The 24916-nt window shown below is 58.7% G+C and carries 24 protein-coding genes and 2 pseudogenes; 16 read left to right on the top strand and 10 right to left on the bottom strand.

Annotation, left to right across the window (positions count from 1 at the left end; genetic code table 11):
- The first annotated feature begins 108 nt into the window (after positions 1-108).
- Entirely contained in the window at positions 109-1200 is a 1092-nt protein-coding gene (locus ACYZUD_RS04930) for a methyl-accepting chemotaxis protein (RefSeq protein WP_462025185.1), read from the top strand.
- A gap of 225 nt (positions 1201-1425) precedes the next feature.
- Here ACYZUD_RS04930 and ACYZUD_RS04925 read toward each other — a convergent pair whose 3' ends face one another.
- Positions 1426-2439, bottom strand: coding sequence for a GlxA family transcriptional regulator (locus ACYZUD_RS04925; protein WP_462022885.1), 1014 nt, complete (start codon positions 2437-2439; stop codon positions 1426-1428).
- 179 nt (positions 2440-2618) lie between these two features.
- Here ACYZUD_RS04925 and ACYZUD_RS04920 point away from each other — a divergent pair, with 179 nt between their 5' ends.
- From ACYZUD_RS04920 to ACYZUD_RS04905, 4 genes are all read left to right on the top strand, one after another.
- Entirely contained in the window at positions 2619-3527 is a 909-nt protein-coding gene (locus ACYZUD_RS04920) for an alpha/beta fold hydrolase (RefSeq protein WP_462022884.1), read from the top strand.
- Positions 3528-3816: 289 nt separating this feature from the next.
- Positions 3817-4242: a hypothetical protein gene (locus ACYZUD_RS04915; protein WP_462022883.1), complete on the top strand. Its 426-nt coding sequence runs from the start codon at positions 3817-3819 to the stop codon at positions 4240-4242.
- A 195-nt stretch (positions 4243-4437) separates the two neighbouring features.
- Positions 4438-5043, top strand: coding sequence for an SCO family protein (locus ACYZUD_RS04910; RefSeq protein ID WP_462022882.1), 606 nt, complete (start codon positions 4438-4440; stop codon positions 5041-5043).
- Positions 5043-5531 (top strand): copper chaperone PCu(A)C, encoded by a 489-nt coding sequence (locus ACYZUD_RS04905; protein WP_462022881.1) that lies wholly within the window; start codon positions 5043-5045, stop codon positions 5529-5531. Before ACYZUD_RS04910 ends, ACYZUD_RS04905 begins: the two co-directional genes overlap by 1 nt.
- On the opposite strand, the gene ACYZUD_RS04900 is transcribed toward ACYZUD_RS04905, so the two are convergent.
- Complete coding sequence (locus ACYZUD_RS04900) at positions 5528-6760, bottom strand: MFS transporter (protein ID WP_462022880.1); 1233 nt, start codon at positions 6758-6760, stop codon at positions 5528-5530. The genes ACYZUD_RS04905 and ACYZUD_RS04900 overlap by 4 nt on opposite strands.
- A gap of 164 nt (positions 6761-6924) precedes the next feature.
- Positions 6925-7236: a hypothetical protein gene (locus tag ACYZUD_RS04895; RefSeq protein ID WP_462022879.1), complete on the bottom strand. Its 312-nt coding sequence runs from the start codon at positions 7234-7236 to the stop codon at positions 6925-6927.
- Positions 7237-7453: 217 nt separating this feature from the next.
- On the opposite strand from ACYZUD_RS04895, the gene ACYZUD_RS04890 reads away from it, so the two are divergent.
- From ACYZUD_RS04890 to ACYZUD_RS04870, 5 genes and pseudogenes are all read left to right on the top strand, one after another.
- Entirely contained in the window at positions 7454-7672 is a 219-nt protein-coding gene (locus ACYZUD_RS04890) for a PLD nuclease N-terminal domain-containing protein (protein WP_462022878.1), read from the top strand.
- A gap of 627 nt (positions 7673-8299) precedes the next feature.
- Positions 8300-8524, top strand: coding sequence for a fructose-bisphosphate aldolase (locus tag ACYZUD_RS04885; protein WP_462022877.1), 225 nt, complete (start codon positions 8300-8302; stop codon positions 8522-8524).
- 362 nt (positions 8525-8886) lie between these two features.
- Positions 8887-9435, top strand: a pseudogene (locus tag ACYZUD_RS04880) (PAAR domain-containing protein).
- A gap of 10 nt (positions 9436-9445) precedes the next feature.
- Positions 9446-10229, top strand: a pseudogene (locus ACYZUD_RS04875) (hypothetical protein).
- Positions 10214-10570, top strand: coding sequence for a DUF7079 family protein (locus ACYZUD_RS04870; protein WP_223433039.1), 357 nt, complete (start codon positions 10214-10216; stop codon positions 10568-10570). Before ACYZUD_RS04875 ends, ACYZUD_RS04870 begins: the two are co-directional and overlap by 16 nt.
- Before the next feature lie 160 nt (positions 10571-10730).
- Here the strand turns inward: ACYZUD_RS04870 and ACYZUD_RS04865 are convergent, their stop codons facing one another.
- From ACYZUD_RS04865 to ACYZUD_RS04850, 4 genes are all read right to left on the bottom strand, one after another.
- Positions 10731-11279 carry a cupin domain-containing protein gene (locus tag ACYZUD_RS04865; protein WP_007895886.1) on the bottom strand — a complete coding sequence of 183 codons (549 nt, stop codon included), beginning with the start codon at positions 11277-11279 and terminating at the stop codon, positions 10731-10733.
- A 691-nt stretch (positions 11280-11970) separates the two neighbouring features.
- On the bottom strand, positions 11971-13254 hold the full coding sequence (locus ACYZUD_RS04860) for an NAD(P)/FAD-dependent oxidoreductase (protein ID WP_462022876.1): 1284 nt from the start codon (positions 13252-13254) through the stop codon (positions 11971-11973).
- 52 nt (positions 13255-13306) lie between these two features.
- Entirely contained in the window at positions 13307-14797 is a 1491-nt protein-coding gene (locus ACYZUD_RS04855; protein ID WP_462022875.1) for an aldehyde dehydrogenase, read from the bottom strand.
- Positions 14798-14985: 188 nt separating this feature from the next.
- Positions 14986-16362: a glutamine synthetase family protein gene (locus ACYZUD_RS04850; RefSeq protein ID WP_462022874.1), complete on the bottom strand. Its 1377-nt coding sequence runs from the start codon at positions 16360-16362 to the stop codon at positions 14986-14988.
- 280 nt (positions 16363-16642) lie between these two features.
- Between ACYZUD_RS04850 and ACYZUD_RS04845 the strand changes: the two genes are divergently transcribed.
- From ACYZUD_RS04845 to ACYZUD_RS04825, 5 genes are all read left to right on the top strand, one after another.
- Positions 16643-17404 carry a gamma-glutamyl-gamma-aminobutyrate hydrolase family protein gene (locus ACYZUD_RS04845; RefSeq protein ID WP_462022873.1) on the top strand — a complete coding sequence of 254 codons (762 nt, stop codon included), beginning with the start codon at positions 16643-16645 and terminating at the stop codon, positions 17402-17404.
- A gap of 371 nt (positions 17405-17775) precedes the next feature.
- Positions 17776-18918, top strand: a complete 1143-nt coding sequence (gene potA, locus ACYZUD_RS04840; protein WP_462022872.1) for a polyamine ABC transporter ATP-binding protein — start codon at positions 17776-17778, stop codon at positions 18916-18918.
- A 29-nt stretch (positions 18919-18947) separates the two neighbouring features.
- Positions 18948-19829, top strand: a complete 882-nt coding sequence (locus ACYZUD_RS04835; protein WP_462025184.1) for an ABC transporter permease subunit — start codon at positions 18948-18950, stop codon at positions 19827-19829.
- A complete protein-coding gene (locus tag ACYZUD_RS04830; protein WP_462022871.1) occupies positions 19826-20710 on the top strand; it encodes an ABC transporter permease subunit in 885 nt (294 codons plus the stop codon). The genes ACYZUD_RS04835 and ACYZUD_RS04830 overlap by 4 nt, the downstream gene beginning before the upstream one ends.
- A gap of 204 nt (positions 20711-20914) precedes the next feature.
- A complete protein-coding gene (locus ACYZUD_RS04825; protein WP_462022870.1) occupies positions 20915-22012 on the top strand; it encodes a polyamine ABC transporter substrate-binding protein in 1098 nt (365 codons plus the stop codon).
- A gap of 280 nt (positions 22013-22292) precedes the next feature.
- On the opposite strand, the gene thpR is transcribed toward ACYZUD_RS04825, so the two are convergent.
- The gene (gene thpR, locus ACYZUD_RS04820) at positions 22293-22829 is read right to left on the bottom strand and encodes an RNA 2',3'-cyclic phosphodiesterase (RefSeq protein WP_462022869.1); all 537 of its coding nucleotides are present in this window, start codon (positions 22827-22829) and stop codon (positions 22293-22295) included.
- Positions 22830-22889: 60 nt separating this feature from the next.
- Between thpR and ACYZUD_RS04815 the strand changes: the two genes are divergently transcribed.
- Complete coding sequence (locus tag ACYZUD_RS04815; protein WP_462022868.1) at positions 22890-23084, top strand: hypothetical protein; 195 nt, start codon at positions 22890-22892, stop codon at positions 23082-23084.
- Between the two features lie 14 nt (positions 23085-23098).
- Here the strand turns inward: ACYZUD_RS04815 and ACYZUD_RS04810 are convergent, their stop codons facing one another.
- Both ACYZUD_RS04810 and ACYZUD_RS04805 read right to left on the bottom strand, forming a co-directional pair.
- The gene (locus ACYZUD_RS04810) at positions 23099-23452 is read right to left on the bottom strand and encodes a DUF1428 domain-containing protein (RefSeq protein WP_462022867.1); all 354 of its coding nucleotides are present in this window, start codon (positions 23450-23452) and stop codon (positions 23099-23101) included.
- Between the two features lie 16 nt (positions 23453-23468).
- On the bottom strand, positions 23469-24536 hold the full coding sequence (locus ACYZUD_RS04805) for a hypothetical protein (protein ID WP_462022866.1): 1068 nt from the start codon (positions 24534-24536) through the stop codon (positions 23469-23471).
- Positions 24537-24916: the final 380 nt, after the last annotated feature.

Below are 24916 nucleotides of genomic sequence, written 5' to 3'. Positions count from 1 at the left end.
ATTCGTCGCGCCGAAGCCCTCTACACGCGTATAAGCCAAGGAAAGTCCGCCATCCCAGGCAGTGATAAATGGCAACCGGCCCTCCTCGATTGGCTGCCGGTCCTGGCGATGGGCCTGGTGGGTACGCTGGGCGGTGTCCTGCTCGGCACTACGGAGGCGATAATCCTGGCGGTAGGCGTATCGGTTCCTGCTGGGCTGCTTGTCTCGCGCCGACAAAAACGCGGGGCGCTGCATCTGCTGGAAATGGCCGAACCCACCACCTCCGACCAGTTGATCGCGAAAATGTACAGCGATGCACGTGGCCCTCAGGCCCGCCTTGAAACGGCCTTTGTCAGCCAGGCATCGCGCCTGAAAACTTGCCTGACCCGGCTACAGGACACCGCAGAGCAACTTACCGGCCTCGCCGGAAGATCCGACGGCCTCGCCTCCGACAGTTCGCGCGGGCTTGAACGTCAACGCGTCGAGACCGAGCAAGTGTCGGCAGCCGTCAATCAGATGGCCGCAACCACACAAGAAGTCGCAAGCCACGTCCAGCGCACCGCTGACGCCACTCAGGAGGCCAATGTGCTGACGGGACGCGGACGCGATGTGGCCCGAGACACCCGGGAAGCCATCCAGCGCCTCTCGGTTGTTGTGGGTGAAACGGGGCTGACGGTCGCGCAATTGGCCAAGGACAGCGATGAAATCGGGACGATGGTCGACGTCATCAAAGGCATCGCCGATCAAACCAACTTGCTGGCGTTGAATGCCGCCATCGAAGCTGCACGCGCGGGTGACATGGGTCGAGGCTTCGCCGTCGTCGCGGATGAAGTGCGTCAGTTGGCCCAGCGCACCACCCAGTCCACGACCCAGATCCATAGCCTGATTTCCAAACTACAGATCTCGTCCAATAATGCCGTGAAGACCATGGAAAGCGGCCATCGTCAGGCCGAAGAAGGCGTCGCCTGGGTGCTTGAGGCGGATAAGGCACTGGTGGGTATCAGTGAAGCCGTCGCGAACATTACTGACATGACCACCCAGATTGCCGCGGCAACAGAAGAGCAAACCGCCGTGGCCGAGGAAATCAGCCGCAACATCACGACCATCGCGAATCTGGCAGATCAAACGTCTGAACAAGCCAGGCACTCGGCAGAACTGAGCAAGGAACTGACCCAGACAGCTAAAACCCAGTATTCACTGGTCGAGCGATTTAACCGATAGCTGATCAGACCTTAGACCTGTTTCACCCCAACGCCCGATGCACCGCATCGGGCGTTTTGTATTTTAACGACAGGTGCGGCACGTTCTCATCGTGGTTGATGAAAACTCCGACGCGGCACTGATTACCAGCCGGTTAGTGGGCTGGGTCTGGTCTACGGTCGCCTGTCAGTAAGCGCCCAGTTTTCGTTTACCTGGATTTCCGAGGCCAGGGTTCGTCTCATACGATTATTTGACCAGCCGCGTTTCCTTGGACGGTCTGTAGCCAAAATACGAGCTATAGCACTTGCTGAAATGACTCGGCGAGACAAAGCCACAAGCAACCAGCACGTCCACCTGGGACAACTCTGTGTGCTGCAGCAACCGGCGCGCCTCGGTAATGCGCAATTCCATGTAATACCGTTGCGGCGTCGTGCCCAGTTGCTCCTTGAACAAACGCTCCAGCTGACGACGGGAACGGCCGGCGTAGACCGCCAGTTGTTCCAGTTCCAGAGGCTCTTCGAGGTTGGCATCCATCAGCTTCACCACCTCGCGTAATGGCGCGCTCACACAGACATTTTCCGTCGGTTTTATGCGCCGGTAGCGGGACTCCTCGAAAGCCAGGATGTCCTCAATACCCTCGACGAGGGCTTTGTCGTGCAAGCCCTTGATCCAGTCCAGCGCCATGTGGAAGGCCCCCGAAGGACTGGACGCCGTAAGCCGGTCTCGATCAATGACGAAGGGCTCGCTGGTGACATGTGTCGCCTTGGAGATTTCCGCGAGTGCGGGGCGATGTTCGGGGTGAATCGCGCAACGATAGCCGTCAAGCAAACCTGCGCTGCCGAGGAACCATGCGCCATTCCACAAACCAGCCAGGCTGACGCCATGATCGGACGCCGCTCTCAGCAAGCTGATCAACTCATCAGTCGCCTTCAGCTCTGTCCGGTAGCCGCCACAGATCACCAGCAGATCCAGGTCTTGAATCGCTGAACAATCGATACGCACATCAGGCCGGATGACCAGCCCCAGATCGCTGATGACCTCGCCGTCGTTCAAGCCGAAGGTTCGGGAAGAGAACAACCCGGGTCGTAGAAGATTGGCGGTGACAATCGTATCCAGCGCCTGGGTGAACGCGGGCAGCGAGAAATGCTCGAGCAGCAAAAAGCCTGTGCGAGTCATTCGCCCAGGCTCGCCGGAGTTTTCATTCAGATAGCGGAGGTTTTTCCCCTTCATGCCTCCGCTGAATTGACGTCGTTCGATCAATGTTTGACCCACTCGGTTACGTAAACGAACCTATAGTTTGGCACATCAGGACGTCGCAAAACGGTCTACGCTCCTCCGATCAGTGCCTTGTTTTGTCTCGGACAACTCGCCCTGTCGAGTGTGATGTTTGCCGGCGAATGCGGTACGTGACTTTCCACGCGTACCCTTGGGGACACGACATGATCCGCCTCCTGCGGACCGCTTCCCTGCTGCTTGCACTAAGCCTCCCGGCACAGGCCGAAGTGACGCCATTTCTCAATTCCTTCCGTACCCAAGACATCCCTGTAGAAGGCGTCACACTGCATGTTCGCGTCGGCGGCAAGGGCCCCGCCGTGGTGTTGCTGCATGGTTTTGGCGACACCGGCGACATGTGGGCGCCACTGGCCGCCGACCTGGCCAGGGATCACACGGTGGTGGTGCCGGATCTTCGTGGTATGGGTTTGTCGTCGATCCCGGATGGCGGCTACGACAAGAAGACTCAGGCGGGCGACATCCGTGGAGTGCTGGCCTCTCTGGGCATCGAACACTCGGTGGTCATCGGCCACGACATCGGCACCATGGTCGCCTTCGCCTACGCCTCGCGCTATCCGCAGCTGACTGATCGCCTGGTGGTGATGGATGCGCCCGTGCCGGGCATTCCGCCCTGGAACGACATTGTTCGCTCGCCGATGCTGTGGCACTTCGACTTTGGCGGCCCGGATGCCGAGCGCCTGGTCGTCGGTCGTGAGCGCATCTACCTGGACCGCTTCTGGAACGAGTTCGCCGGCGACCCCGGCAAAGTGGATGAAGCCACCCGTCAGCACTACGCCGCACTCTATGCCCGCCCCGGCAACATGCGCGCCGCCTTCGCCCAGTTCCGCAGCATTCGTCAGGACGCGGCGGACAACGAAGCCTCGATGAAGACGCGGCTGACGATGCCGGTACTGGCCATCGGGGGAGAGAAATCCTTCGGCAACAATGAAGCGATCGTGATGCGCAATGCGGCGGACAAGGTCACGGAAGTGGTGATTCCCGGGGCGGGACACTGGCTGATGGAAGAAGCGCCGACCCAGACTATTCAAGCGATTCGCGACTTCATTTCGCAGTGAAGAATGACGCCCCTGTAGCAGCTGGCGAAGCCTGCGTTCGGCTGCGCAGCGGTCGTGATATCAGGCGACGCGGTGATTCAGGAAAATCATGCAGGCAGGTTTCACGACTGCTGCGCAGCCGAACGCAGGCTTCGCCAGCTGCTACGCGGTGGACGTTGCAGTTCAGGTCTTGATTTCACCCTGCTGGCAGCGGATCAAAACGGATTGAACCCCACACCTCATCGCGTTTTCGAAACTCTATCAGCGCCGACCTTTGACCAGGCAAGGCGCCATTGGAGAGGAAATCCCGATGAACAGTAGACTTCTGCTTCTGATCGCCAGCCTGAGCCCCACCCTGGTATTTGCTGAAGGCTGTGACGTGCTGACCCGATCCCAAAGCCCTTCCGTGCCGGTGGTTGAATCCCATAGCTGCTATGAGTACGAAGGCATGCCGGTGAACTCAATCGACTGGTCTTGCAGCAACGAGAGCAAGGAAATGCTCACCAGCACCAAGAAAAAAGTCGAACAGTGCGACGATCATTATCAAGCCACCTGCATCGCTACGTTGACTCAGGAATCGCTGGCCAACCCGCACTCCACCAGCAAGGACAAGAACAGCAACGCGATTAACATTCCCGACAAGGCTCAGGTCACCACCTACTACTACAGCGCAGAAAACCTCACTCAATCGAAGATTGATTGCGAGAGCGGCGGTGGTCACTGGAAAGCCCGGTAACGGGTCAGGGTCAGCGCTGGCGCCTGCAAGTTCGGTACTGACCCGCATTTTTCCCGGTTTCCTGCCCCTGTACCGAAATCACCTCGCGTCAGACAATGAGCGACGCACGGCAACAGTTTGTTAATATCCACGCGCTTTTTTCGTCTGATTAGTCAGCTGCGATCGATCTCAAGTCGCTACACAGGATTTTTCCCCATGAGTACGTTGTTCACCCGTCGCACGGTCCTGCGCGGTATAAGCCTGTTGAGTCTTGGTCTGCTCACCGGCTGCGATGACAGCAGCAAGCTGTCGTTCAAGTACGGCAAGGATCTCAGCGACAAGATCATGGGGCGTACCTTCAAGCTGCAAGACGCCCAGGGCGAAACGAAGCTGCTGAGCAGCTATCGCGGCCTGATGCCGATGATCTTCTTCGGTTTCACCCAATGCCCGGCAGTCTGCCCGACGACGCTGGCCCGTGCGGCGCAGGCCAAGAAGCTGATGGGCCGCGATGGCGAAAAACTGCAGGTGATCTTCATCACCCTGGACCCTGAGCGCGACACACCGCCAATGCTCGACGCCTACGTCAAGTCGTTCGATCCGAGTTTCGAGGCGCTGCACGGCACGCTGGAACAAACCGCCGCCACCGCCAAGGAGTTCGGCGTGTTCTTTGAAAAAATCCCGAGCGGTTCGAGCTACACCCTTTCCCATACCGCGACCAGCTTTGTCTTCGACTCCCGGGGCAACTTGCGCCTGGGGCTGTCCGCGTCCCTTACCGCTCAAGAGTGCGCAGAAGACCTGCTCACCGTCATGGAAGTCTGCTAATGAATTCGATACGCGCAAAAAGCGCTTTCTCGCGACGTGTTAAACAACTGGTCCTGGGATGCACCCTGATCGGCATGGCCTGTCAGGTATCCGCTCAGACCCGAGTGGACGACGCCTGGGTCCGCGCGACAGTTGCCGGCCAGCAGTCGACCGGAGCCTTTATGACCCTGCAAGCCGACAGCGACAGCAAGCTGCTGCGCGTACAGTCGCCCGTCGCCAACACGGTGCAAATTCACCAATCAAGCATGAAAGACGATGTGATGAGCATGCGTGAGGTCGAGTCCGTCGCGCTGCCGGCCGGCAAGCCGGTGAGCTTCGATCCCCATGGCTACCACGTGATGCTGATTGACCTGACGGCTCAGGTTAAGGAAGGCAGCAAGGTGCCCCTGACGTTGATCGTGGAAAACGCCAAGGGCGAGAAAGAAACGATAGAAGTGCAAGCCGAGGTTCGGGCTCTCGGCATGGCTGATCACAGCAAGATGCACTAACAGCCGGATTGACTTTGTGCAGCGTGGTCCAGGCCCCGCTGCACACACCAGGACAACGGCAACGTCAGCAACAAGATCGCCGCCAGCGTCATCACGGCGACGGGGATCCCGGTGGCGTCCCCCAGACGACCAAACAGCACCGGCGCCAGCGCCCCACCACCGATGGTGCCGGTGTAGAACAGCGCGAAAGCGTGCTCGCGCTTCTCTGCACTGGATAATTCCGGCACCACGCCGTAGAGCACGGACGATGTGCCGTTCAACGCCAGCCCCAACAGCGGCAACATCACCATGACGCCGGTCAGCGGCAGATACACCGCCAGAATGATCAACAGCGCGGTCGCGGATTCCGTCAGCCACACCGTCTTCATCATGCCGATACGCGCGCCCAGATAACCGCACAGCAACTTGCCGAACGCACCGCCGACGAACAACAGCGCCAACGCCAGACCGATGCCCGCCGTCCCGGCACCTTTGCTCGTCAACAGGAAGGGCAAGAAGGTGAGAAACCCCATTCGCACCGCGCTGTCCAGCACGCCGGTCATGAGCAGCGCACGCAGCCCGCTGACGGAGGCGGTTCCGGTCGGCGCCCTGGAGGGGTTCTTCAATCGGAAAGTCGGCACGCTGCGCGACGCGATCAACCACCCCAGCAACCCCGCAGCGACCAGGCCCAGCAAGCCCAGCAGCGTGACGCTGGTACGCCAAGTGACGACGGTCAGCAATACGCCGACCAGGGCCGGGATCAGCATCTTGCCGATGTCACCGGCAAAGTTGTATTGCGACAACGCCTCCTTGACGCCGCCGCCCTCCTCATAGGCATCGCTGACCATCGAAGACGCCAACGGATGTTGAGTACTGGCGCCCAACCCGCCCAACATCAGCGCCAACAACAGCAACGGCAACCCGTCCGCCAGCCCCACAAACAGGTAGGCCAAACCGGCCAGCGCGGTTCCTCCCACCAGCATGCGCTCACGCCCCCAGCGCTTGGCCGCGCGACTCGCCAACAGCTGGAAGCCAGCCATCGTTCCCGAATAGGCACCGCGCAACAGCCCGACCTGCGCGAAGCTCAGGCCAAATTGCAGCTGCCAGATCGGCAACAACACGTAGATCACGTCGGTCAGACCATCATGCACGGCGTGCACACTGCAAGCCGCCAGTAAAGAACGGCGACGCGGGGAGGCCTCAACTGGCTGCGGCTCGCTTGTGGAAATCCTGTCGTTCAGATCGGTCATCGTATTGGGCGCACTAAAGAGTGTTGTTGAAGGATGAAGGTAGCAGGCTCGGTTTTCCATCTTGAAAAAGTCGCGTCACCCTCGGGATGCAAGCGAGCTGCAGACCGGAAGTTGAATGGTAAATCGCTGTCTGCTCCCCCACGAATCCGACCCCTGTTCAGACCTTAAGCCAGCTCAATGGACCACAAACCCTTCTTGTACTCGTTGCCGTAGCGCTGGGACCACTCGCCATCGTAGAAGTCGCTGGTTTCCCGGCGCAGCGTAGCGGTGTAGAGATAATCATCGTCCTCAAGCTCTTGCCGTATCTCGAACTGTCCTTCGGCGACCTGTCGAGCGTGATAAGTCGCGCGGTTACCGGCCCCGTCGACGTACTCGACGACCATTACATCATCGCGCAGCACCACCTGGCAGGGGCTGAGTTGCTCACCCTCAATGCCGTCGGTGCTGTGGTACATGCGAGAGTTCGGGAAATTCATAAATGTCCTTTTAAAGTTGTTGCGCTCAGTGATGGCACTTTACCTTCAAACCATTTAACCGAATACCGGCTTGATGAACCCGCGACGCGTGGACATGTGCTGATCCCTGGAAGATGAAGTCATTTCTGCCCTGCCCACCGATCCCACAAAACCCCGAAATTTAATGAACCCCACCCAAACCCACTCACCTAACTGAATGACTATCAGGAGGTGACTAATGCCAATCGAAACAATCTGGATCGTACTCGCGGCAGTTCTGGTACTGGTGGAGTTATGGGCGATCAACCGGGTGCGAAAGGCCGAAGGCAAATCGAGCAACAAACTGGTGTGGATGGTGGTGATCGTGTTTGTGCCACTGTTCGGGTTGATCGCGTGGGCAGCGGCTGGGCCGAAGCACACCGATCACAACCCGCATTCACCGCAGGCCAGACAATGACGCTATGCGCCCCGCAATAACAATTTGAAAACTGCACGATCAGTAACGACAAAGCCCCGGTGATTCGGGGCTTTCCCATTTCTGCCTGACACACCAAATCATGAAGCCATCGCCGAATCCATGTAGGAGCTGCCGAAGGCTGCGATCTTTTGATCCTGACGTCCGAAAATCGTGTAGGAATTTACCTTTCGTGGCGAGGGGGTTTACCCCCGTTGGGCAGCGAAGCGGCCCCCAAACCTACCCCCCCATTTCCCATGGCACTCCGCACCACCCGGAATACCGCGAGAAGCCCGAAAACAGTGGCGATCCGCCTTGCTGCAAGGATCGAAAAAGCGTCCTACAGGCCAGTTGCGAGCACCAAAATGGACGCCTATATTCGGCCCGTCGCTGACATAAGTCGGCGATGGGGTTTCGCAGCCCTTAAGATACGTGTAGAACCCAGCACCATAATTTGAATGAAGGTCGCAACAGCGCCCGGAATCCGCTTTATGGTGGCTGTGTGTGGGAGACCTTCGGGTCTGCCGGGTTCCTCGTATCCTCGGTCTGCGAACCCGCACACAGCTACCACCCATTCGAATCGCAGCGAACGGCAGTAGCTCTTCTTTCAGATACGAGGAAGATTTACTTATGACAACGAACAATCCGCCCCGCCGCTTCACCCCCATGTCCCAATTCGCTACCGACTACCCCGTCCTCCCCTACCTCCAGCTCATGGGCTGCACCAGCCTCCCTGACTACGCCGAAAATGACATCAACACCGTCGCCAACATCGCCCGGATTTTGCTCCAGGACGTAAGCGATGTGTTTCGGGTGATTGAGCAGCGTGGGTTTGATGTGCCTGAGCCGCAGTGACCCGCATTTCAGCCATAAAAAACCCGCATCTTTTTGCGGGTTTTTATTGAGTGATCATATTTGGCAATTTTGGGTGTTTGGATTGAGTGAACCGGGGTGCATTAAATTGTGAATGGCAAATTTAGCGCAACTGCTGCCGTTCGTGACTGGCAGTAGGCGACCCATAGCTGACTGTGGCGACAGGTTGAATCCACAGCTGATTGCTGCCCTTGACCTTTGCAATCAAATGCAGCTTTTTCTTCGCTTCATAGTGAATTCTTGGTTCAAGCGCTGATCATTGCATGCGCCCATCACCACGGAGATTTCTATTGGGCGATCTGGTCTGGTAGGTTACGACGCTCACACGGATTTGACAGGAGGTCATAGTGGCTAGGCCAGCAGCGCGTAAGAGTGATCCATACAGTTGCCCGTTGCCGGGGCACGGTACTAATCCCATTGGGTAGCCTCTCCCGACGTGTTTTTCGACGGACTTTCCGCAGCACGGCAAGGCGACACCTGCACGTGCGGCAGTGCGCTTTCATCAGGGCTGTCTTCGACTGTGTTCATCAACGGCAAGAATGCCGCAACCATCGACACTGGTGGCACCCACGGCGGTGTTGTAGTTGGCGGGTCGGGGACGGTGATAATCGGCGATACCCATACACCCTGCGAGTTTGTTCCTCCCACACCCTTAGCGGGTTACGCCCGCTGGATCGGCTTCAGAATCCCCTGCTGAAGAAAGCTATGAGGGCTTATCGTGCTCCGCGCATTTTGAGGATGGCTCATCGCTTCCCGGTGTATTCGATAAGGACAACGCCGTTAAATTTTCGAATCCATCGGGCAAGACATGCGTGATGCTCAAGTTTGAAGAGCGAGCATCCGCAGAGGCCCCCTCCCTCACCGAGAGCCTATTGAACACAATTTTAGGATAAGGACCATCCTATGACTGAGCCGTACATTGTCACCGGCAGCTATGTCGTTCAGCGTGAGCACGCCTTGCAAGACTCTCCCCTCGACAGGGCGTTAGAACTGATGGAGGGCACTGCGCTGAGGTTTTCGCTGGATGCCATCTCTGATGAAAAAATCAGGGCAAGCTATACCAAGAACATTAAACGCATGTCCCAGCAACCCCGCGATGACGTGAAAGCTGGAAAGATTACGGCGCAAGAAGGTGTGAAGTTCAGTCATGAGATGCGAAACAAAATCATGATGGAGCATCGCAAATTCACCTCTGCGCAGGGTTTGGCAATCGTCCAAAGGAAGAAAAAAGAAGGACGGGGGCTCAAAACGCTTTTAGATATGTACTCTGAAAGCCTATTCCAAAAAGGTTACGACAGCCTTTCAGAAGTAGAAAAGAACAAGGTCCACTACACCATTCTGGAATCTGCGGGCCGGGATAATGCCAGATTCACGGCCGGCACAAAAAAAAATCCTGATCATGGGCAAACTCGGCGTTCTCGTGACGGCGGCTCTGGCGACCTATCAAATATTGAATGCTGAAAACAAACCCAAAGAAACGGCGCGCCAAGGCATCATCGTCGGTGCTGGTGCGGTAGGCGGTATCCTTGCTGGGATGGGCGTCAGCGCGATTTGTGGTCCTGCTGCCCCTATTTGCGCGATTGCAGTTGTCTTGGCTGGGACAGTCGCCGGTGGTGTCGCAGGCGAAGCGGTGGCGAGCTCACTGGATGAAGAGCTGGAGGAATTCACACATTGGGACATCTTCTGACTGAACCACAACTGACAAAGGTCAGAGCCGCACTCTCCGAGCCATTCAACGATTTCCCAGTCGAATATGACTATGTAGCGAAAAAGGTCAGAGGCGTCGACCCTGACATTCTGTACGAAATCCTTTATTCAGAGGTCGCACCGGTGTGTTTCACCAATCTTGTAGCAGCTGTGCCTCCGGTATGGACGGGCTTTGATCCTGACATACTCAGAGTCTCGATAGAGGAAAGGCTGGCAGCAAGAGAACGAAATTGGTTTCGCAGACAGTTCGATAAAGTGCTGGTTCGCTGGCTGAAATACAACTACGCCTACATATGGAAGGAAATCGCCAGCAGGCTTTGAACCCGAACGCACAATGGACTAGCGACTCGCTGAGCAATATGAAAAACCTCTTACCATTTCTGGCTGCTTTCTGCTCAGTATTGATTAGCAGCTTTTGGCCGCTTTCTGCCCGTGCTGACCGACAGCGTTTGGCCGAAAGCGGCCCCATCACCGCCCCCCATCAAAAGTTAGCCGGCGTATTCGCACTAATAATCTCCGCCTCATCCGCCCCAATATTCCGAAACCGATGCGGCAGCGTCGTCGGAAAGTAATACCCATCCCCGGCATTCAACACACTAATCTGCCCATCAACCGTCAGCTCAACCGTCCCCCGCGTAACCAGCCCACACTCTTCCCCCTCAGAATGCACAATCGGCTCTTCCCCCGAGCTCGCCCCTGGCGCGTACTGCTCGCGCAAAAGTCGCATCTGCCGACTCGGCACCGACGCCCCAATCAGCAGCAACCGCAACCCATGACGCCCGAGATCAGGCTGTTCATTGGCGCGGAACACGTACTGATGCTCACGCGGCGGTTGGTCAAAGGTAAAGAAATCCGCCAAAGACATCGGTATGCCTTCGAGCAGTTTTTTCAGGGAGCTGACGGAGGGACTGACGCGATTCTGTTCGATCAGGGAGATGGTGGCATTGGTGACGCCGCTACGCCGGGCCAGCTCGCGCTGGGAGAGTTTGTAGCTTTCGCGTACTAATTTGAGTCGTGAGCCCGTGTCCATGACAGCCTTATGCGAAGAATACTTAAGGGTTATGGGGGTGGATGGCGGGCGACTTTTGGCCGCGAAAGTACCGCTTCCCTGTCCCAGGATTGTGAAAGGCGGGTATTAAATCACGTTTGTTCGTGTTGCTCAGCAGGTTCGATGAGTGGGTGGGTGAAAAGGTTGTCGGGGATGCTTTTGAGGTGTGGGGTTGCTTGTGATGGCGGGGTGTCAGGTGATGTTGGTGGTAGCTGATATGGCCCCTTCGCGAGCAGGCTCGCTCCCACAGTTGGGTCCCGGTTGGTCACAGATTTTGTGTACACCTTGGATTCCTTGTGGGAGCGAGCCTGCTCGCGAAGGCGGTGTGTCAGGCGGCATTGATGGTGGCTGATACGACCTCTTCGCGAGCAGGCTCGCTCCCACAGTTGGGTCCCGGTTGGTCACAGATTTTGTGTACACCTTGGATTCCTTGTCGGAGTGGGGTTGCTTGTGATGGCGGGGTGTCAGGGGATGTTGGTGGTGGCTGATATGGCCTCTTCGCGAGCAGGCTCGCTCCCACAGTTGGGTCCCGGTTGGTCACAGATTTTGTGTACACCTTGGATTCCTTGTGGGAGCGAGCCTGCTCGCGAAGGCGGTGTGTCAGGCGGCATTGATGGTGGCTGATACGGCCTCTTCGCGAGCAAGCCCGCTCCCACAGGATTGTGCGTCGGGGTTAGATGCCGAAACGATCACGCAGTGCGTAGTACGCGGCGCCCATGGCGGTGAGTGGGGCCTGGAAGGTGCGGCCTCCGAGCATGGGCATGTGCGGGAGCGAGGCGAAAGCATCGAAGCGTTCGGCGTCGCCGCGGATCATTTCCGAGATGAGTTTGCCGGCCAGGTGCGAGCAGGTGACGCCGTGGCCGCTGTAGCCTTGCATGTAGTAGGCGTTTTTCTCGATGCGGCCGAATTGCGGCATGCGGGACATGGTCAGCAGGAAGTTGCCGGTCCAGCGGTAGTCGATTTTCACGTCCTTGAGTTGCGGGAAGGTCTTGAGGATTTTCGGGCGGATCAGTTGTTCGATGTCGTCCGGTTCGCGGGCGCCGTAGACCACGCCGCCGCCGTACAGCAGGCGGTTGTCGGCGGTAAGGCGGTAGTAGTCGAGCAGGTAGTTGCAGTCTTCGACGCAGTAGTTGTTTTTGATCAGGCTGCGGGCGACTTGCTCGGACAACGGTTCGGTGACGACGATTTGCGAGCCGCACGGCATGCTTTTTCGCGTGACGCGGTTGTCGAGGTCTTGCGGCAAGTAGGCGTTGCCGGCGATCAGCAGGTACTTGGCGCGGACCAGGCCTTTGGCGGTGCGCACGGTGATCGGTTCGCCGTAAGTGATTTCCACGGCGGCCGATTGTTCGTAGATTTTGCCGCCCAGGCCGATGATGGCCGAGGCTTCGCCGAGGGCCAGGTTCAGCGGGTGGATGTGGCCGCCCTGCATGTCGAGCAAGCCGCCGACGTAGTTGTCGCAACCGACTTCGCGCTTGATGTCCGCCGCGTCGAGCATTTTCAGATTGTTGTTGCCGTAGCGCTCCCAGTTGCTCTTTTGCTCGGCCAGGCCTTTGAGCTGCTTTTTGTTCAGCGCGGCGAAGATTCCGCCGGGCTTGTAGTCGCACTGGATGTCGTAGTGTTGTATGCGCTGACGGATGATGTCGGCGCCTTCGAAGATCATGCTGCCGAGGACTTCGGCGGTCTTGTCGCCGTAACGTTCTTCGATGACATCGACGTCGCGGCTGTAGGAGTTGACCAGTTGGCCGCCGTTGCGACCGCTGGCGCCGAAACCGACTTTGGCGGCTTCGAGCACGGTCACGCTATAGCCGGCCTCGGCGAGGAACAGCGCCGAGGATAAACCGGTGTAGCCGGCGCCGATGATGCAGACGTCGCAGTCCACCGCGTGTTCCAGCACCGGGAAATCGCCGGTGAAGTTGCGGGTGGCGGCGTAGTAGCTGTTTACATGTGTTTGCTTCATAAAATTCTCCGATGGCCGCCGACACCTGCCGGCGACCGCCGTTGTAGAAGTATTAGAGCTTGATCCAGGTCGCTTTGAGTTCGGTGTATTTGTCGAACGCGTGCAGCGATTTGTCCCGACCGTTACCCGATTGCTTGTACCCGCCGAACGGTGCGGTCATGTCGCCGCCGTCGTACTGGTTGACCCAGACGCTACCGGCACGCAAGCCGCGCGCGAAGGTGTGGGCCTTGCTCAGGTTGCTGGTCCAGACGCCTGCGGCCAGGCCGAAGATACTGTCGTTGGCAATCGCCAGTGCTTCTTCAGCGGTGTCGAAGGTGATGAGCGACAGCACCGGGCCGAAGATTTCTTCCCGGGCGATGGTCATGGCGCTGGTCACGCCGTCGAAAATCGCCGGTTCCACGTACAGGCCGCCGGTGGCTTCGAGGGTGCGGTTGCCGCCCGCGATCAGTTGCGCGCCCTGGTCCTTGCCGACCTGGATGTAGCGCAGCACGTTGTCCAGTTGACGCTGATCGACGACCGCGCCGACGGTGGTTTCCGGGTCCAAAGCGTATCCCGGTTTCCAGGCTTGCAGCGCTTCCACCAGCAGCGGAATGAATTGCTCGCGGATCGAACGCTCCACCAGCAAACGCGAACCGGCGGTGCAGACTTCGCCCTGGTTGAAGGCGATCGCACTGGCCGCTGCCTGTGCTGCCGCGCGCAGATCCGGCGCGTCGGCGAACACCACGTTCGGGCTCTTCCCCCCTGCTTCGAGCCAGACGCGTTTCATGTTGCTTTGGCCAGAGTAAATCAGCAGTTGCTTGGCGATCGCGGTCGAGCCGGTGAAGGCCAGCACGTCGACGTCCATGTGCAACGCCAGCGCCTTGCCGACGGTATGGCCGTAGCCCGGCAGGACGTTGAACACGCCTTTCGGGATGCCGGCATCCAGCGCCAGTTGGGCGATGCGGATCGCGGTCAGTGGCGACTTTTCCGAAGGCTTGAGGATGAAGGAGTTACCGGCCGCGAGGGCCGGGGCGAATTTCCAGCTGGCCATGATCAGCGGGAAATTCCACGGCACGATGGCGGCGACAACGCCTGCAGGTTCGCGGGTGATGAGGCCGAGTTGGTCGTGCGGCGTGGCGGCGACTTCGTCGTAGATTTTGTCGATGGCTTCGGCGCTCCAGCGGATCGCGTTGGCGGTCGCCGGGATGTCGATGCTCATCGAGTCGCTGATCGGTTTGCCCATGTCGAGTGTTTCGAGCAGGGCGAGTTCTTGCTGGTTGGCCAGGATGAGATCGGCGAAACGGATCAGAGTGCGCTTGCGTTCGGCCGGGGCGAGTCTGGACCAGATGCCGGATTCGAATGTTTGGCGTGCGACGGCGACTGCCGCGTTGGCATCGGCTTCGTCGGTGCTGGCGACGTTGGCCAGGAAACGGCCGTCGACCGGGCTGATGCATTCGAAGGTGTCACCGCTGAGTGCCGCGCGGTATTGGCCGTCGATGAATGCTCGGCTTTCGATTGTTAAGGACTGGAAGCGTTGTTCCCAGTCGCTGCGAGTGTTTGTCATGGTTGTGACTCGACGCAGAGGAATAAGTGATCGTTAGCCCGGCGCCCTGTAGGAGCTGCCGAAGGCTGCGATCTTTTGATCTGGCTTTTGACGTCAGGGATGCCGCCGAAGATCAAGATCAAAAGATCGCAGCCTTCGGCAGCTCCTACAGGGTTATTTGTCCGCCATCAAAGATGGGGGTTGGCCCATCAGACGGTGTGCAAGTACCAGTTGTACTCAAGGTCCGAAATGGAGTTCTCGAACTCGGCCAGCTCGCTTTCCTTGCACGCCACGAACACGTCGATGTACAGCGGGTCGATGTAGCGCGCCATGACTTCGCTGTCGTCCAGCTCACGCAAGGCATCGCGCAGGTTGTTCGGCAGGCTCTGTTCGTTTTGCTCGTAGCTGTTGCCTTCCACCGGGGCGCCCGGTTCGATCTGGTTGGTCAGGCCGTGGTGAATGCCGGCCAATACCGACGCCATCAACAGGTACGGGTTGGCATCGGCGCCGGCAACGCGGTGTTCGATGCGTACCGAGTCCGGCGAACCGGTCGGCACACGTACCGCCACAGTGCGGTTGTCGATGCCCCAGCTCGGCGAGTTCGGAACATAGAACTGCGCGCCGAAACGACGGTACGAGTTGACGTTCGGGCAGAGGAACGCCATCTGCGCCGGCAGGGTCTCGAGCACACCGCCGATCGCGTGTCGCAGCGCGGCGTTCTGCTCGGGATCCTCGCTGGCAAAGATGTTGTTGCCTGCTTTGTCGAGAATCGAAATGTGCACGTGCAAACCGTTACCCGCCTGGCCCGGATATGGCTTGGCCATGAAGGTGGTGTCCATCTCGTGGTCGTAGGCGATGTTCTTCACCAGACGCTTGAGCAACACCGCGTAGTCGCAGGCCTTGATCGGGTCATTGACGTGATGCAGGTTCACTTCGAACTGCGCCGGGGCGCTTTCCTTGACGATGGCGTCCGCAGGAATGCCCTGCTCTTTCGCGCCTTCGAGGATGTCTTGCAGGCAATCGACGTATTCGTCGAGGTCGTCGATCAGGTACACCTGAGTCGACATCGGACGTTTGCCGGACACCGGCGAACGTGGCGATTGCGGACGACCGTTCACGTTGTCCTGGTCGATCAGATAGAACTCGAGTTCGAACGCGGCGCAAATGGTCAGGCCCATGTCATCGAACTTGCTCACCACCTGACGCAGCACTTCGCGAGGGTCGGCGAAGAACGGTTGGCCTTCGAGTTCGTGCATGGTCATCAGCAGCTGCGCGGTCGGGCGCTTTTGCCAGGGTTCTATGCTTAAGGTATCTGGGATAGGGAAGCAGATCCGGTCCGAGTCGCCGATGTCCAGACCCAGGCCAGTGCTTTCCACCGTGGAGCCGTTGATGTCCAGAGCAAAGAGTGACGCCGGGAGGTTGATGCCTTTTTCGTAGACCTTATGAAGACTGGTGCGCTCGATGCGCTTGCCGCGCACCACACCGTTCATATCCGCAATCAGAAGGTCGACGTACAAAACCTCAGGATATTTCTTAAGGAATGCGTTTGCTTCGTTGAGTTGAACGGTACGCAGAGGGACCGACATGATGCACCTATTAGCTGTTAATTATTATGTTCACTGCTGTTTCGCCGAGCCAGTCAACCCGAACGGCAAAGTGAAGTCAATAGCGAACACTCGGCCTCTCATCCTTTATTTTCTGGCCTTTTTTGGGCACGAGAGTGCCAGATCAGGCTTGCGCGCCGCGAAAATCCTCAGCATCGGACGTGCGGCGTTTAGAATTTTTTACATGAGAGTTGTTAATTAAAATCAACAAGGCTAAGCTCCGGAAAAGCTCGTTCAAGTGTGAAACTTCGAGGTGATAAAAATGGCATTCAAGCCATTGATCGGCGTTACTGCGTGCGTCAAACAGATTGGCCTGCACCCCTACCACGTCAGCGGCGACAAGTACTTGCGTGCTGTCAGCGTCGCGGCTTTGGGGCTGCCTGTGGTCATTCCTTCTCTGGCTGAACTGACCGAGATCGCTGATGTGCTCGCGCATCTCGACGGTCTGCTGCTGACCGGCTCGCCCTCGAATGTGGAGCCCTTCCACTATCAAGGCCCGGCCAGCGCTCCCGGCACGGATCACGATCCGGCGCGGGACGCCACCACCCTTCCCTTATTGCGTGCAGCCATTGCGGCGGGCGTTCCGGTACTCGGCATCTGCCGTGGCTTTCAGGAAATGAACGTGGCGTTTGGTGGCAGCCTGCATCAGAAGGTGCATGAACTGCCCGGCATGCTGGATCACCGTGAAGCGGACAGCCCGGATCTGGCGGTGCAGTACGCACCGGCGCATGCGGTGACGGTGCAACCGGGTGGCGTGTTTGAATCGCTGGACCTGCCGTCGGTGTTCCAGGTCAATTCGATTCACAGTCAGGGCATCGACAGACTCGCTCCCGGCCTGCGTGCCGAAGCGATTACGCCAGACGGTTTGATCGAGGCGATCTCGGTGGAACACAGCCCAACCTTCGCCGTCGGCGTGCAATGGCACCCGGAATGGCAGGTGCTTTCGAATCCTCCTTACTTGAGTATTTTCCAGGCGTTCGGCGATGCATGCCGGCGACGGGCCGCGCAACGCAATAAGCGCTGACTTAAACCACAAGCACTCAATTTACTGCCCCCGTGAGTCAGGCGGGCGTGCCTTTGCGCGCCGGTCGCTCACGTAATAGATGAACCGCAATAACAACAAGTACGACCCAGGCAGCCAGGACGGCGGTGCCGAATAAGCCCGAGCCGGGCGATGCCAGTGAAGCAAGCGCAAATCCCCCTGTGGGAGCGAGCCTGCTCGCGATTGCAGTGTGTCATGCGACATCAAGGGTGACTGATCCACCGCAATCGCGAGCAGGCTCGTTCCCACAGGGGGCGCCGCTGAACTGACTGACACCGTACGGCTCTGGCCTGGAATCCACTCTTAAGTCAGGCCGCGTTGGCCCGACGACTGAAACCTGTTGGGAGTTTCACATGGCAAATGCCTCCAGCATCTACAGGAAGGCTCTTGAAGGTCACCAGTCACCGAAAAAGGTGTTGGTGAAAGTCGACCGCGTCACCAAGAAATTCGACGAAACCACGGCGGTGGACGATGTCTCGCTTGAGATTCATCAAGGCGAAATCTTCGCCCTGCTCGGCGGTTCCGGTTCCGGCAAATCGACCCTGCTGCGCATGCTCGCCGGCTTCGAGCGCCCGACCGAAGGGCGGATTCTGCTCGACGGCGTCGACATCACTGACATGCCCCCGTACGAACGGCCGATCAACATGATGTTCCAGTCGTACGCCCTGTTCCCACACATGACCGTGGCGCAAAACATCGCCTTCGGCCTGAAGCAGGACCGTTTGCCCGCCAGCGAAATCGACGCCCGTGTTGAAGAGATGCTGCGTCTGGTGCACATGACCCAGTACGCCAAACGCAAACCCCATCAGTTGTCCGGCGGTCAGCGTCAGCGTGTGGCGTTGGCCCGTTCCCTGGCCAAGCGTCCGAAGTTGTTGCTGCTCGATGAACCGATGGGCGCGCTGGACAAGAAACTGCGTTCGCAGATGCAACTGGAGTTGGTTGAAATCATCGAGCGCGTCGGTGTGACCTGCGTGATGGTGACCCACGATCAGGAAGAGGCCATGACCATGGCCCAGCGCATCGCAATCATGCACCTGGGCTGGATCGCGCAAATCGGCAGCCCGGTCGACATTTATGAAGCGCCGGTCAGCCGCATGGTGTGTGAGTTCATCGGCAACGTGAACGCCTTCGACGGCACTGTTGTGGAAGACCTTGAAGGTCACGCAATCATTCACAGCCCGGACCTGGAGCAGAAGATTTACGTCGGTCACGGCGTCAGCACCTCGGTGCAGGACAAGTCGATCACCTACGCCATCCGCCCGGAAAAAATGCTGGTCAGCACCACCCAACCGGAGACCCGCTACAACTGGTCCCAGGGCAAGGTGCATGACATCGCTTACCTCGGCGGCCATTCGGTGTTCTACGTGGAATTGCCGGGCGGCAAAGTCGTGCAGTCGTTCATGGCCAACGCCGAACGCCGTGGCGCACGACCGACCTGGGACGACCAGGTTTACGTGTGGTGGGAAGACGACAGCGGCGTGGTACTGCGCTCATGAAAACACTCAATCAGCAGTTCATGCGGCTGATGCCGAGTGGTCGAAAGCTCGTCATCGGGATTCCGTTCCTGTGGCTGTGCCTGTTTTTCCTGTTGCCGTTCTTCCTGGTGATGAAGATCAGCTTCTCGGAAGCGGCCCTGGCCATTCCTCCTTACTCCGAGATCTACACCTTCGCCGAGCAGAAATTTCAGCTGCTGCTGAACATCGGCAACTACTCGCTGCTGACCGAGGATGAGTTGTACATCTCGGCCTACTTCGGCTCGTTGAAGGTCGCGTTCTTGAGCACGCTGATGTGCCTGGTGATCGGTTTCCCGATGGCCTATGCGGTCACCAAGGCGAGCAAGGAAACGCAAAACGTTCTGCTGTTGCTGATCATGATGCCGACCTGGACCGCGATCCTGATCCGCGTCTACGCATGGATGGGCATTCTCAGCAACAACGGTTTGCTCAACGGGTTCCTGATGTGGACCGGGCTGACCGACCACCCGATCGAGATCCTCAACACCAACACGGCCGTGTACATCGGCGTGGTTTACGCCTACCTGCCGTTCATGGTGTTGCCGCTGTATGCCAACCTGGTCAAGCACGATCAAAACCTGCTGGAAGCGGGTTCGGACCTGGGTTCGAGCAACTTCAACAACTTCTGGAAAATCACGGTGCCGCTGGCCAAGAACGGGATCATCGCCGGTTGCATGCTGGTGTTCATTCCGGTGGTCGGCGAGTTCGTGATTCCGGAACTGCTGGGCGGCCCGGAGACGCTGATGATCGGTCGTGTGCTGTGGCAAGAGTTCTTCAACAACCGCGACTGGCCGGTGGCGTCTGCCCTGGCGGTGGTGATGCTGTTGATCCTGATTGTGCCGATCTTGTTGTTCAACCGTAGTCAGGCCAAAGAGATGGAGGCACGGGGATGAAACGTTTCGGATTTTCAAAATTGATGCTGGTGCTCGGCCTGTCGTTTATCTACCTGCCGATGCTGATCCTGGTGATCTACTCGTTCAACGCCTCGAAACTGGTGACGGTGTGGGGTGGTTGGTCGTTCAAGTGGTACGCCGGCTTGCTCGACAACACCCAGCTGATGGGCTCGGTGGTGCGCTCGCTGGAAATCGCCTGCTACACCGCGATTGCCGCCGTAGCGCTGGGGACGTTGGCGGCGTTTGTGTTGACTCGGGTGACGCGCTTCAAGGGCCGCACGTTGTTTGGTGGCTTGGTGACGGCGCCGTTGGTGATGCCGGAAGTGATCACCGGTCTGTCGCTGTTGCTGCTGTTCGTGGCCATGGCGCAGTTGATCGGTTGGCCACAGGAACGCGGGCTGGTGACGATCTGGATCGCCCACACTACGTTCTGTGCGGCGTATGTGGCGGTGGTGGTTTCGGCACGTTTGCGTGAGCTGGACCTGTCCATCGAAGAAGCGGCCATGGACCTCGGGGCGAAGCCGTTCAAGGTGTTTTTCCTGATCACCATCCCGATGATCGCGCCGTCACTGGCGGCCGGCGGCATGATGTCGTTTGCGTTGTCGCTGGATGACCTGGTGTTGGCGAGCTTCGTGTCCGGCCCGGGTTCCACGACCCTGCCGATGGAAGTGTTCTCGGCGGTGCGTCTGGGTGTGAAGCCTGAGATCAACGCTGTGGCCAGCCTGATTCTGTTGGCGGTTTCGATCGTGACCTTCATGGTCTGGTACTTCAGCCGCCGCGCCGAAGCCACCCGCAAACGGGCGATCCAGGAAGCGATGGACCAGACCGCCAGCGAATCCTGGCAGCCACCTAAAAAGCAAATGGTGGAAGCGACGGCGTAGTGCTCTGTGAACACCAACCTGTGGCGAGGGGGCTTGCCCCCGTTGGGCTGCGAAGCGGCCCCTGCGTTGTTTCAGGCCCACCGAGTCGCCTGGATTCACGACTGCTTCGCAGCCGAACGGGGGCAAGCCCCCTCGCCACGGGTTTTGTGTTCACTGCATTTTTGCTGTGTGATTTTGAATAAAAAAAGAAATGGAGTTGTACCGATGAAAATGTTTGGCAGGACTCTGCTGACACTGTCCTTATTGGGCGCAATGGCTACTGGCGCCCAGGCCAATGACAAGGTACTGCGCGTCTACAACTGGTCGGATTACATTGCCCCGGACACCGTCAAGAAGTTCGAAGACGAGACCGGCATCCGCGTGACCTACGATGTGTTCGACAGCAACGAAACCCTTGAGGCACGCCTGCTGGCGGGAAAATCCGGCTATGACATCGTCGTGCCGTCCAACAGTTTCCTGGCCAAGCAGATCAAGGCTGGCGTCTATCAGGAGCTGGACAAGTCGAAGCTGCCGAACTGGAAGAACCTCAACCCGGTCCTGCTGAAAAACGCCTCCGCCAGCGACCCGGATAACGGTCATGCCTTCCCGTACATGTGGGGCTCGATCGGCATCGGTTTCAACCCGGCCAAGGTCAAGGAAGTGCTGGGTGCCAATGCGCCGATCAATTCCTGGGACTTGCTGTTCAAACCGGAAAACGCCGAAAAACTGAAAGCGTGCGGCATCAGTTTCCTCGATTCGCCGACCGAGATGCTCCCGGCCGCCCTGCACTACCTGGGCTATCCGGTGAACTCCCAGGACAAGACGCAGATCGCCGAAGCTGAAGCGCTGTTCATGAAGATTCGCCCGTCGGTGGCTTACTTCCATTCGTCGAAATACATCTCTGACCTCGCCAACGGCAACATCTGCGTGGCGGTCGGTTACTCCGGTGACGTGCTGCAAGCCAAGGCTCGCGCCAAGGAGGCCGGGGACAAGGTGAAGATCGATTACAGCATTCCGAAAGAAGGCGCCGGCAGCTTCTACGACATGGTCGCGATCCCACGGGACGCGGCGAACGTCGACAACGCGTACCTGTTCATGAACTTCCTGATGCGCCCGGACATCATTGCCGAGATCACCAACAACATCGGCTACAGCAACGCCAACGCAGCGGCGACGCCGTTGGTGGATGAGGCAATTCGGGATGATCCGGGGTCGTATCCGCCGCAGGCCGTGATGGCGACGTTGTATGCGATTCCGGATATGCCGATTGGCGTTCAGCGGGTGATGACGCGCGGCTGGACGCGGGTGAAGCTCGGCAAGTAATGCACTCGGATTTACCGCTGAAGCTGAAATTGCTTCGCGAGCAGGCTCGCTCCCACAGTGGGCCGTGGTGGAACACGGATTTGTGTGCGACGCCGATCCCTTGTGGGAGCGAGCCTGCTCGCGATGAGGCCTTAACATTCAACACAGAAATCAGCATTAACCTTTTCCGTTCACGCAGCGCCTTACCACCGCTGCACTCCTCTCTGAAGAACGGCCTCACCCGGCTCCCTCGGTCAAGGTGAAGTTTGGCGCCCTCGGGCGCCTTTTTTTGTGGCTGCCATTACGGAACCAGCGGCCACTGCGCCAATGCCCGATAGCGCCCTTTATGGGACTCGAACAAGGTGAAGTCATCGGCGCGCAGGAAGAACTCCGGTGGGGTGGGAGCTTCAGGCACCGGCACTCGATAGTCACGCATCAAGGTCAGGTGCGGGCGGAATTCCTTCGGTGCGTCTTCAAACCCGAACGGCAACATCGCCTGCTCCAGCGCGTAAACCAGACGCAACAGCTCCGGCGGCGCCTGCTCTGGCGCCAGCACCAACACTCCTGCCCTGCGCCAGACATCCAGGCGATCAAGCACAACCTTCAAAGGCACACCGGGCACGCGAATGTTCGCGGCGGCCGTGCAGACTTCCGCGATCTGCGCCACGGCAACAGCGCCCAGAAACTTCAGCGTCAGGTGAAAGTTTTCCGCCGGCACCGGGCGCCCGCTCCTGAGCTGAAGATCACTGCGCCATTGGGCAATCGCCTTGCGCTGGGCAGGCGCGCAGTTCAGGGCGAAAAACAGTCGTTTGACGGGCTCATGGGATTCGTCGCTCATACATGGCACCTCCTGACATCCAAGTTATAGTTCATGCAACCGATTCAACTGGAGGGGGCCATGCGAGAGATCATCAGCAAAGAGCCATGGTGGGCCGTGCCACCGAAACCCGGCCAGGATGAGTCCGAGCTGGAATGGGGCTGGCTGGTTCATTACAACGAAGGGGAACCGCGCTTAGAGTTCGTCAAAGAGCGACCGACGGACAGCGAGATTCGTAATCGCAAGAGTTGCAGGACCGCCCCGACGCTGGAGTGATCCTGCCGTGGGTGTCACGCCTTCACGATCATTTCGAAACCGCCAAAGATCAGCCTCTGGCCATCGAACGGCATGGGATTGACGTCCGGTTGCATGCGCGGATCGGTCATGAGTTTGTCCATGCCGGCATTGCGGGTGGCCTTGTCGGGCCAGACGATCCAGGAAAACACCACGGTTTCGTCGTCCTTGAGTTTGACCGCCATGGGGAACGAGGTCACTTTGCCATCAGGGACGTCGTCGCCCCAGCATTCGGCGACGCTGAGGGCACCGCTTTCCTTGAAAATGACGGCGGCGGTTTCGGCGTGTTTCCTGAATTTCTCGCGGTTGGCGGTGGGTACGGCAGCGATGAAGCCATCAACGTAAGACATGGTCGTTCTCCTTGGTTTATGGGGCGATCTGCTGGTTAGTCGATTCGGTCGGGCTCCAATCGACAGCCCCACTGCCCGAACTGACCGACGGTACTTCGGCGCTTCCCGCCAGGTTGCCTTCGATCTGTGCCGCCATGTACAGCGTGCCGGCCATCACGCCGGTGGTCGGGTTCTGCACCAGTTTCAGCCAGGCCTTGTCGAACGTGTTGCCCAGGCTGCTGCGAATCAGCGCCTCGCTGTCCGGCCGGTCGTTGGCCTGAATCATGGCGCGAATACCCGCCACGCCCACGGTAATCAATCCTCCCGCCAGTCTCCCTGCCGCCGCGGCCACCGCACTGGCTGCTCCCCGCGGCGCCATTTCGGCCTCCATCCGTTGGCTGGCGCGCTTGGCCACTGGCGCCATAGCGGTGTCGGTCGAATCCACCCCCCTGTCGCCGCCGGCCTTGTGGATTTTGTCGATCAACGCCGCGTAGGCCGGCAATGTGCTCAGCGGTTGGGTGTGCACGATCTGATACAACGACGCATCGCGCGCGGGCGGTGGTCCCAGGGCGATGGCGGGAATTTTCTGGATACGGCCGTTGAGCTGAGCCATCGGCACACCGTGGCGTTGGGAGATCCGCTGCAGTTCTTCCTGAAGAATATCCACGTAGAACACCGTTGCCAGACCGAGAATCTGGTCGGGATCAATCTCCACCGCGACCGGTGCCAGCACGCGCTCCTGGTATTGCTCCAGCAGATAGGCCGCCAGGCGCTTGGCCGAGGCATCCTGCTCGCCTTTGGCGCTGAGGGTGTACCAGCTGACTTTCATCGATAGCCATTCCTGGGTCCAGTAACTGCTGAACCATGGAATGAAGTTCTCTTCGGTCAGCTGATAGACCCGCGTTCGCCAGTAATCCATGGCGCCGCGCGCGTAGATTTTTGTCTGCTCGGTGGCCGATTGCGATGCGGCGACAATCTCTCGGTCCACCTGCTGCCAGGTGCTCTGGGAAATGACCACCGGCGTGACTTCCACCGGGGCGCGCGCAGGCGTGACGCATCCCGCCAATACCACCAACGCGGCGACGATCAGCGAACGCAGGTTCAAGATCGCGGTGTCCTACAGTCTTCCCCGAACAGGATATTCGGTGGTCAGAAGCCTTCTGATTTGAGTATAGGTGGCGCTAGGCGCCCGTTCGTCTGGAGATCGAGGGTGGGCTCAGGACCCTATCGCGAGCGGGCTCGCTCCCACAGGGGATCAGCGTTCATTCACAAAAAATAGCGCTTCAGCACGGACCACTGTGGGAGCGAGCCTGCTCGCGATGAGGCCCCCGAAATCACCCAAAAAACCGACCATCACTGATGTCGATATTCACCATCGCCGCGAATGCCTTCCGCTCAAAAACCGTCAGCGTAGGATCAATCTCAACCCAACGTAAAACCCCGCATCGGAGGGGCGAATCATGATGATCCATCTCCTGACCTGCC

The sequence above is a fragment of the Pseudomonas sp. XS1P51 genome, from assembly GCF_054897845.1.
The sequence above is the reverse complement of the archived record's forward strand: the minus strand, read 5'-3'. Positions and strand labels throughout refer to the sequence as shown.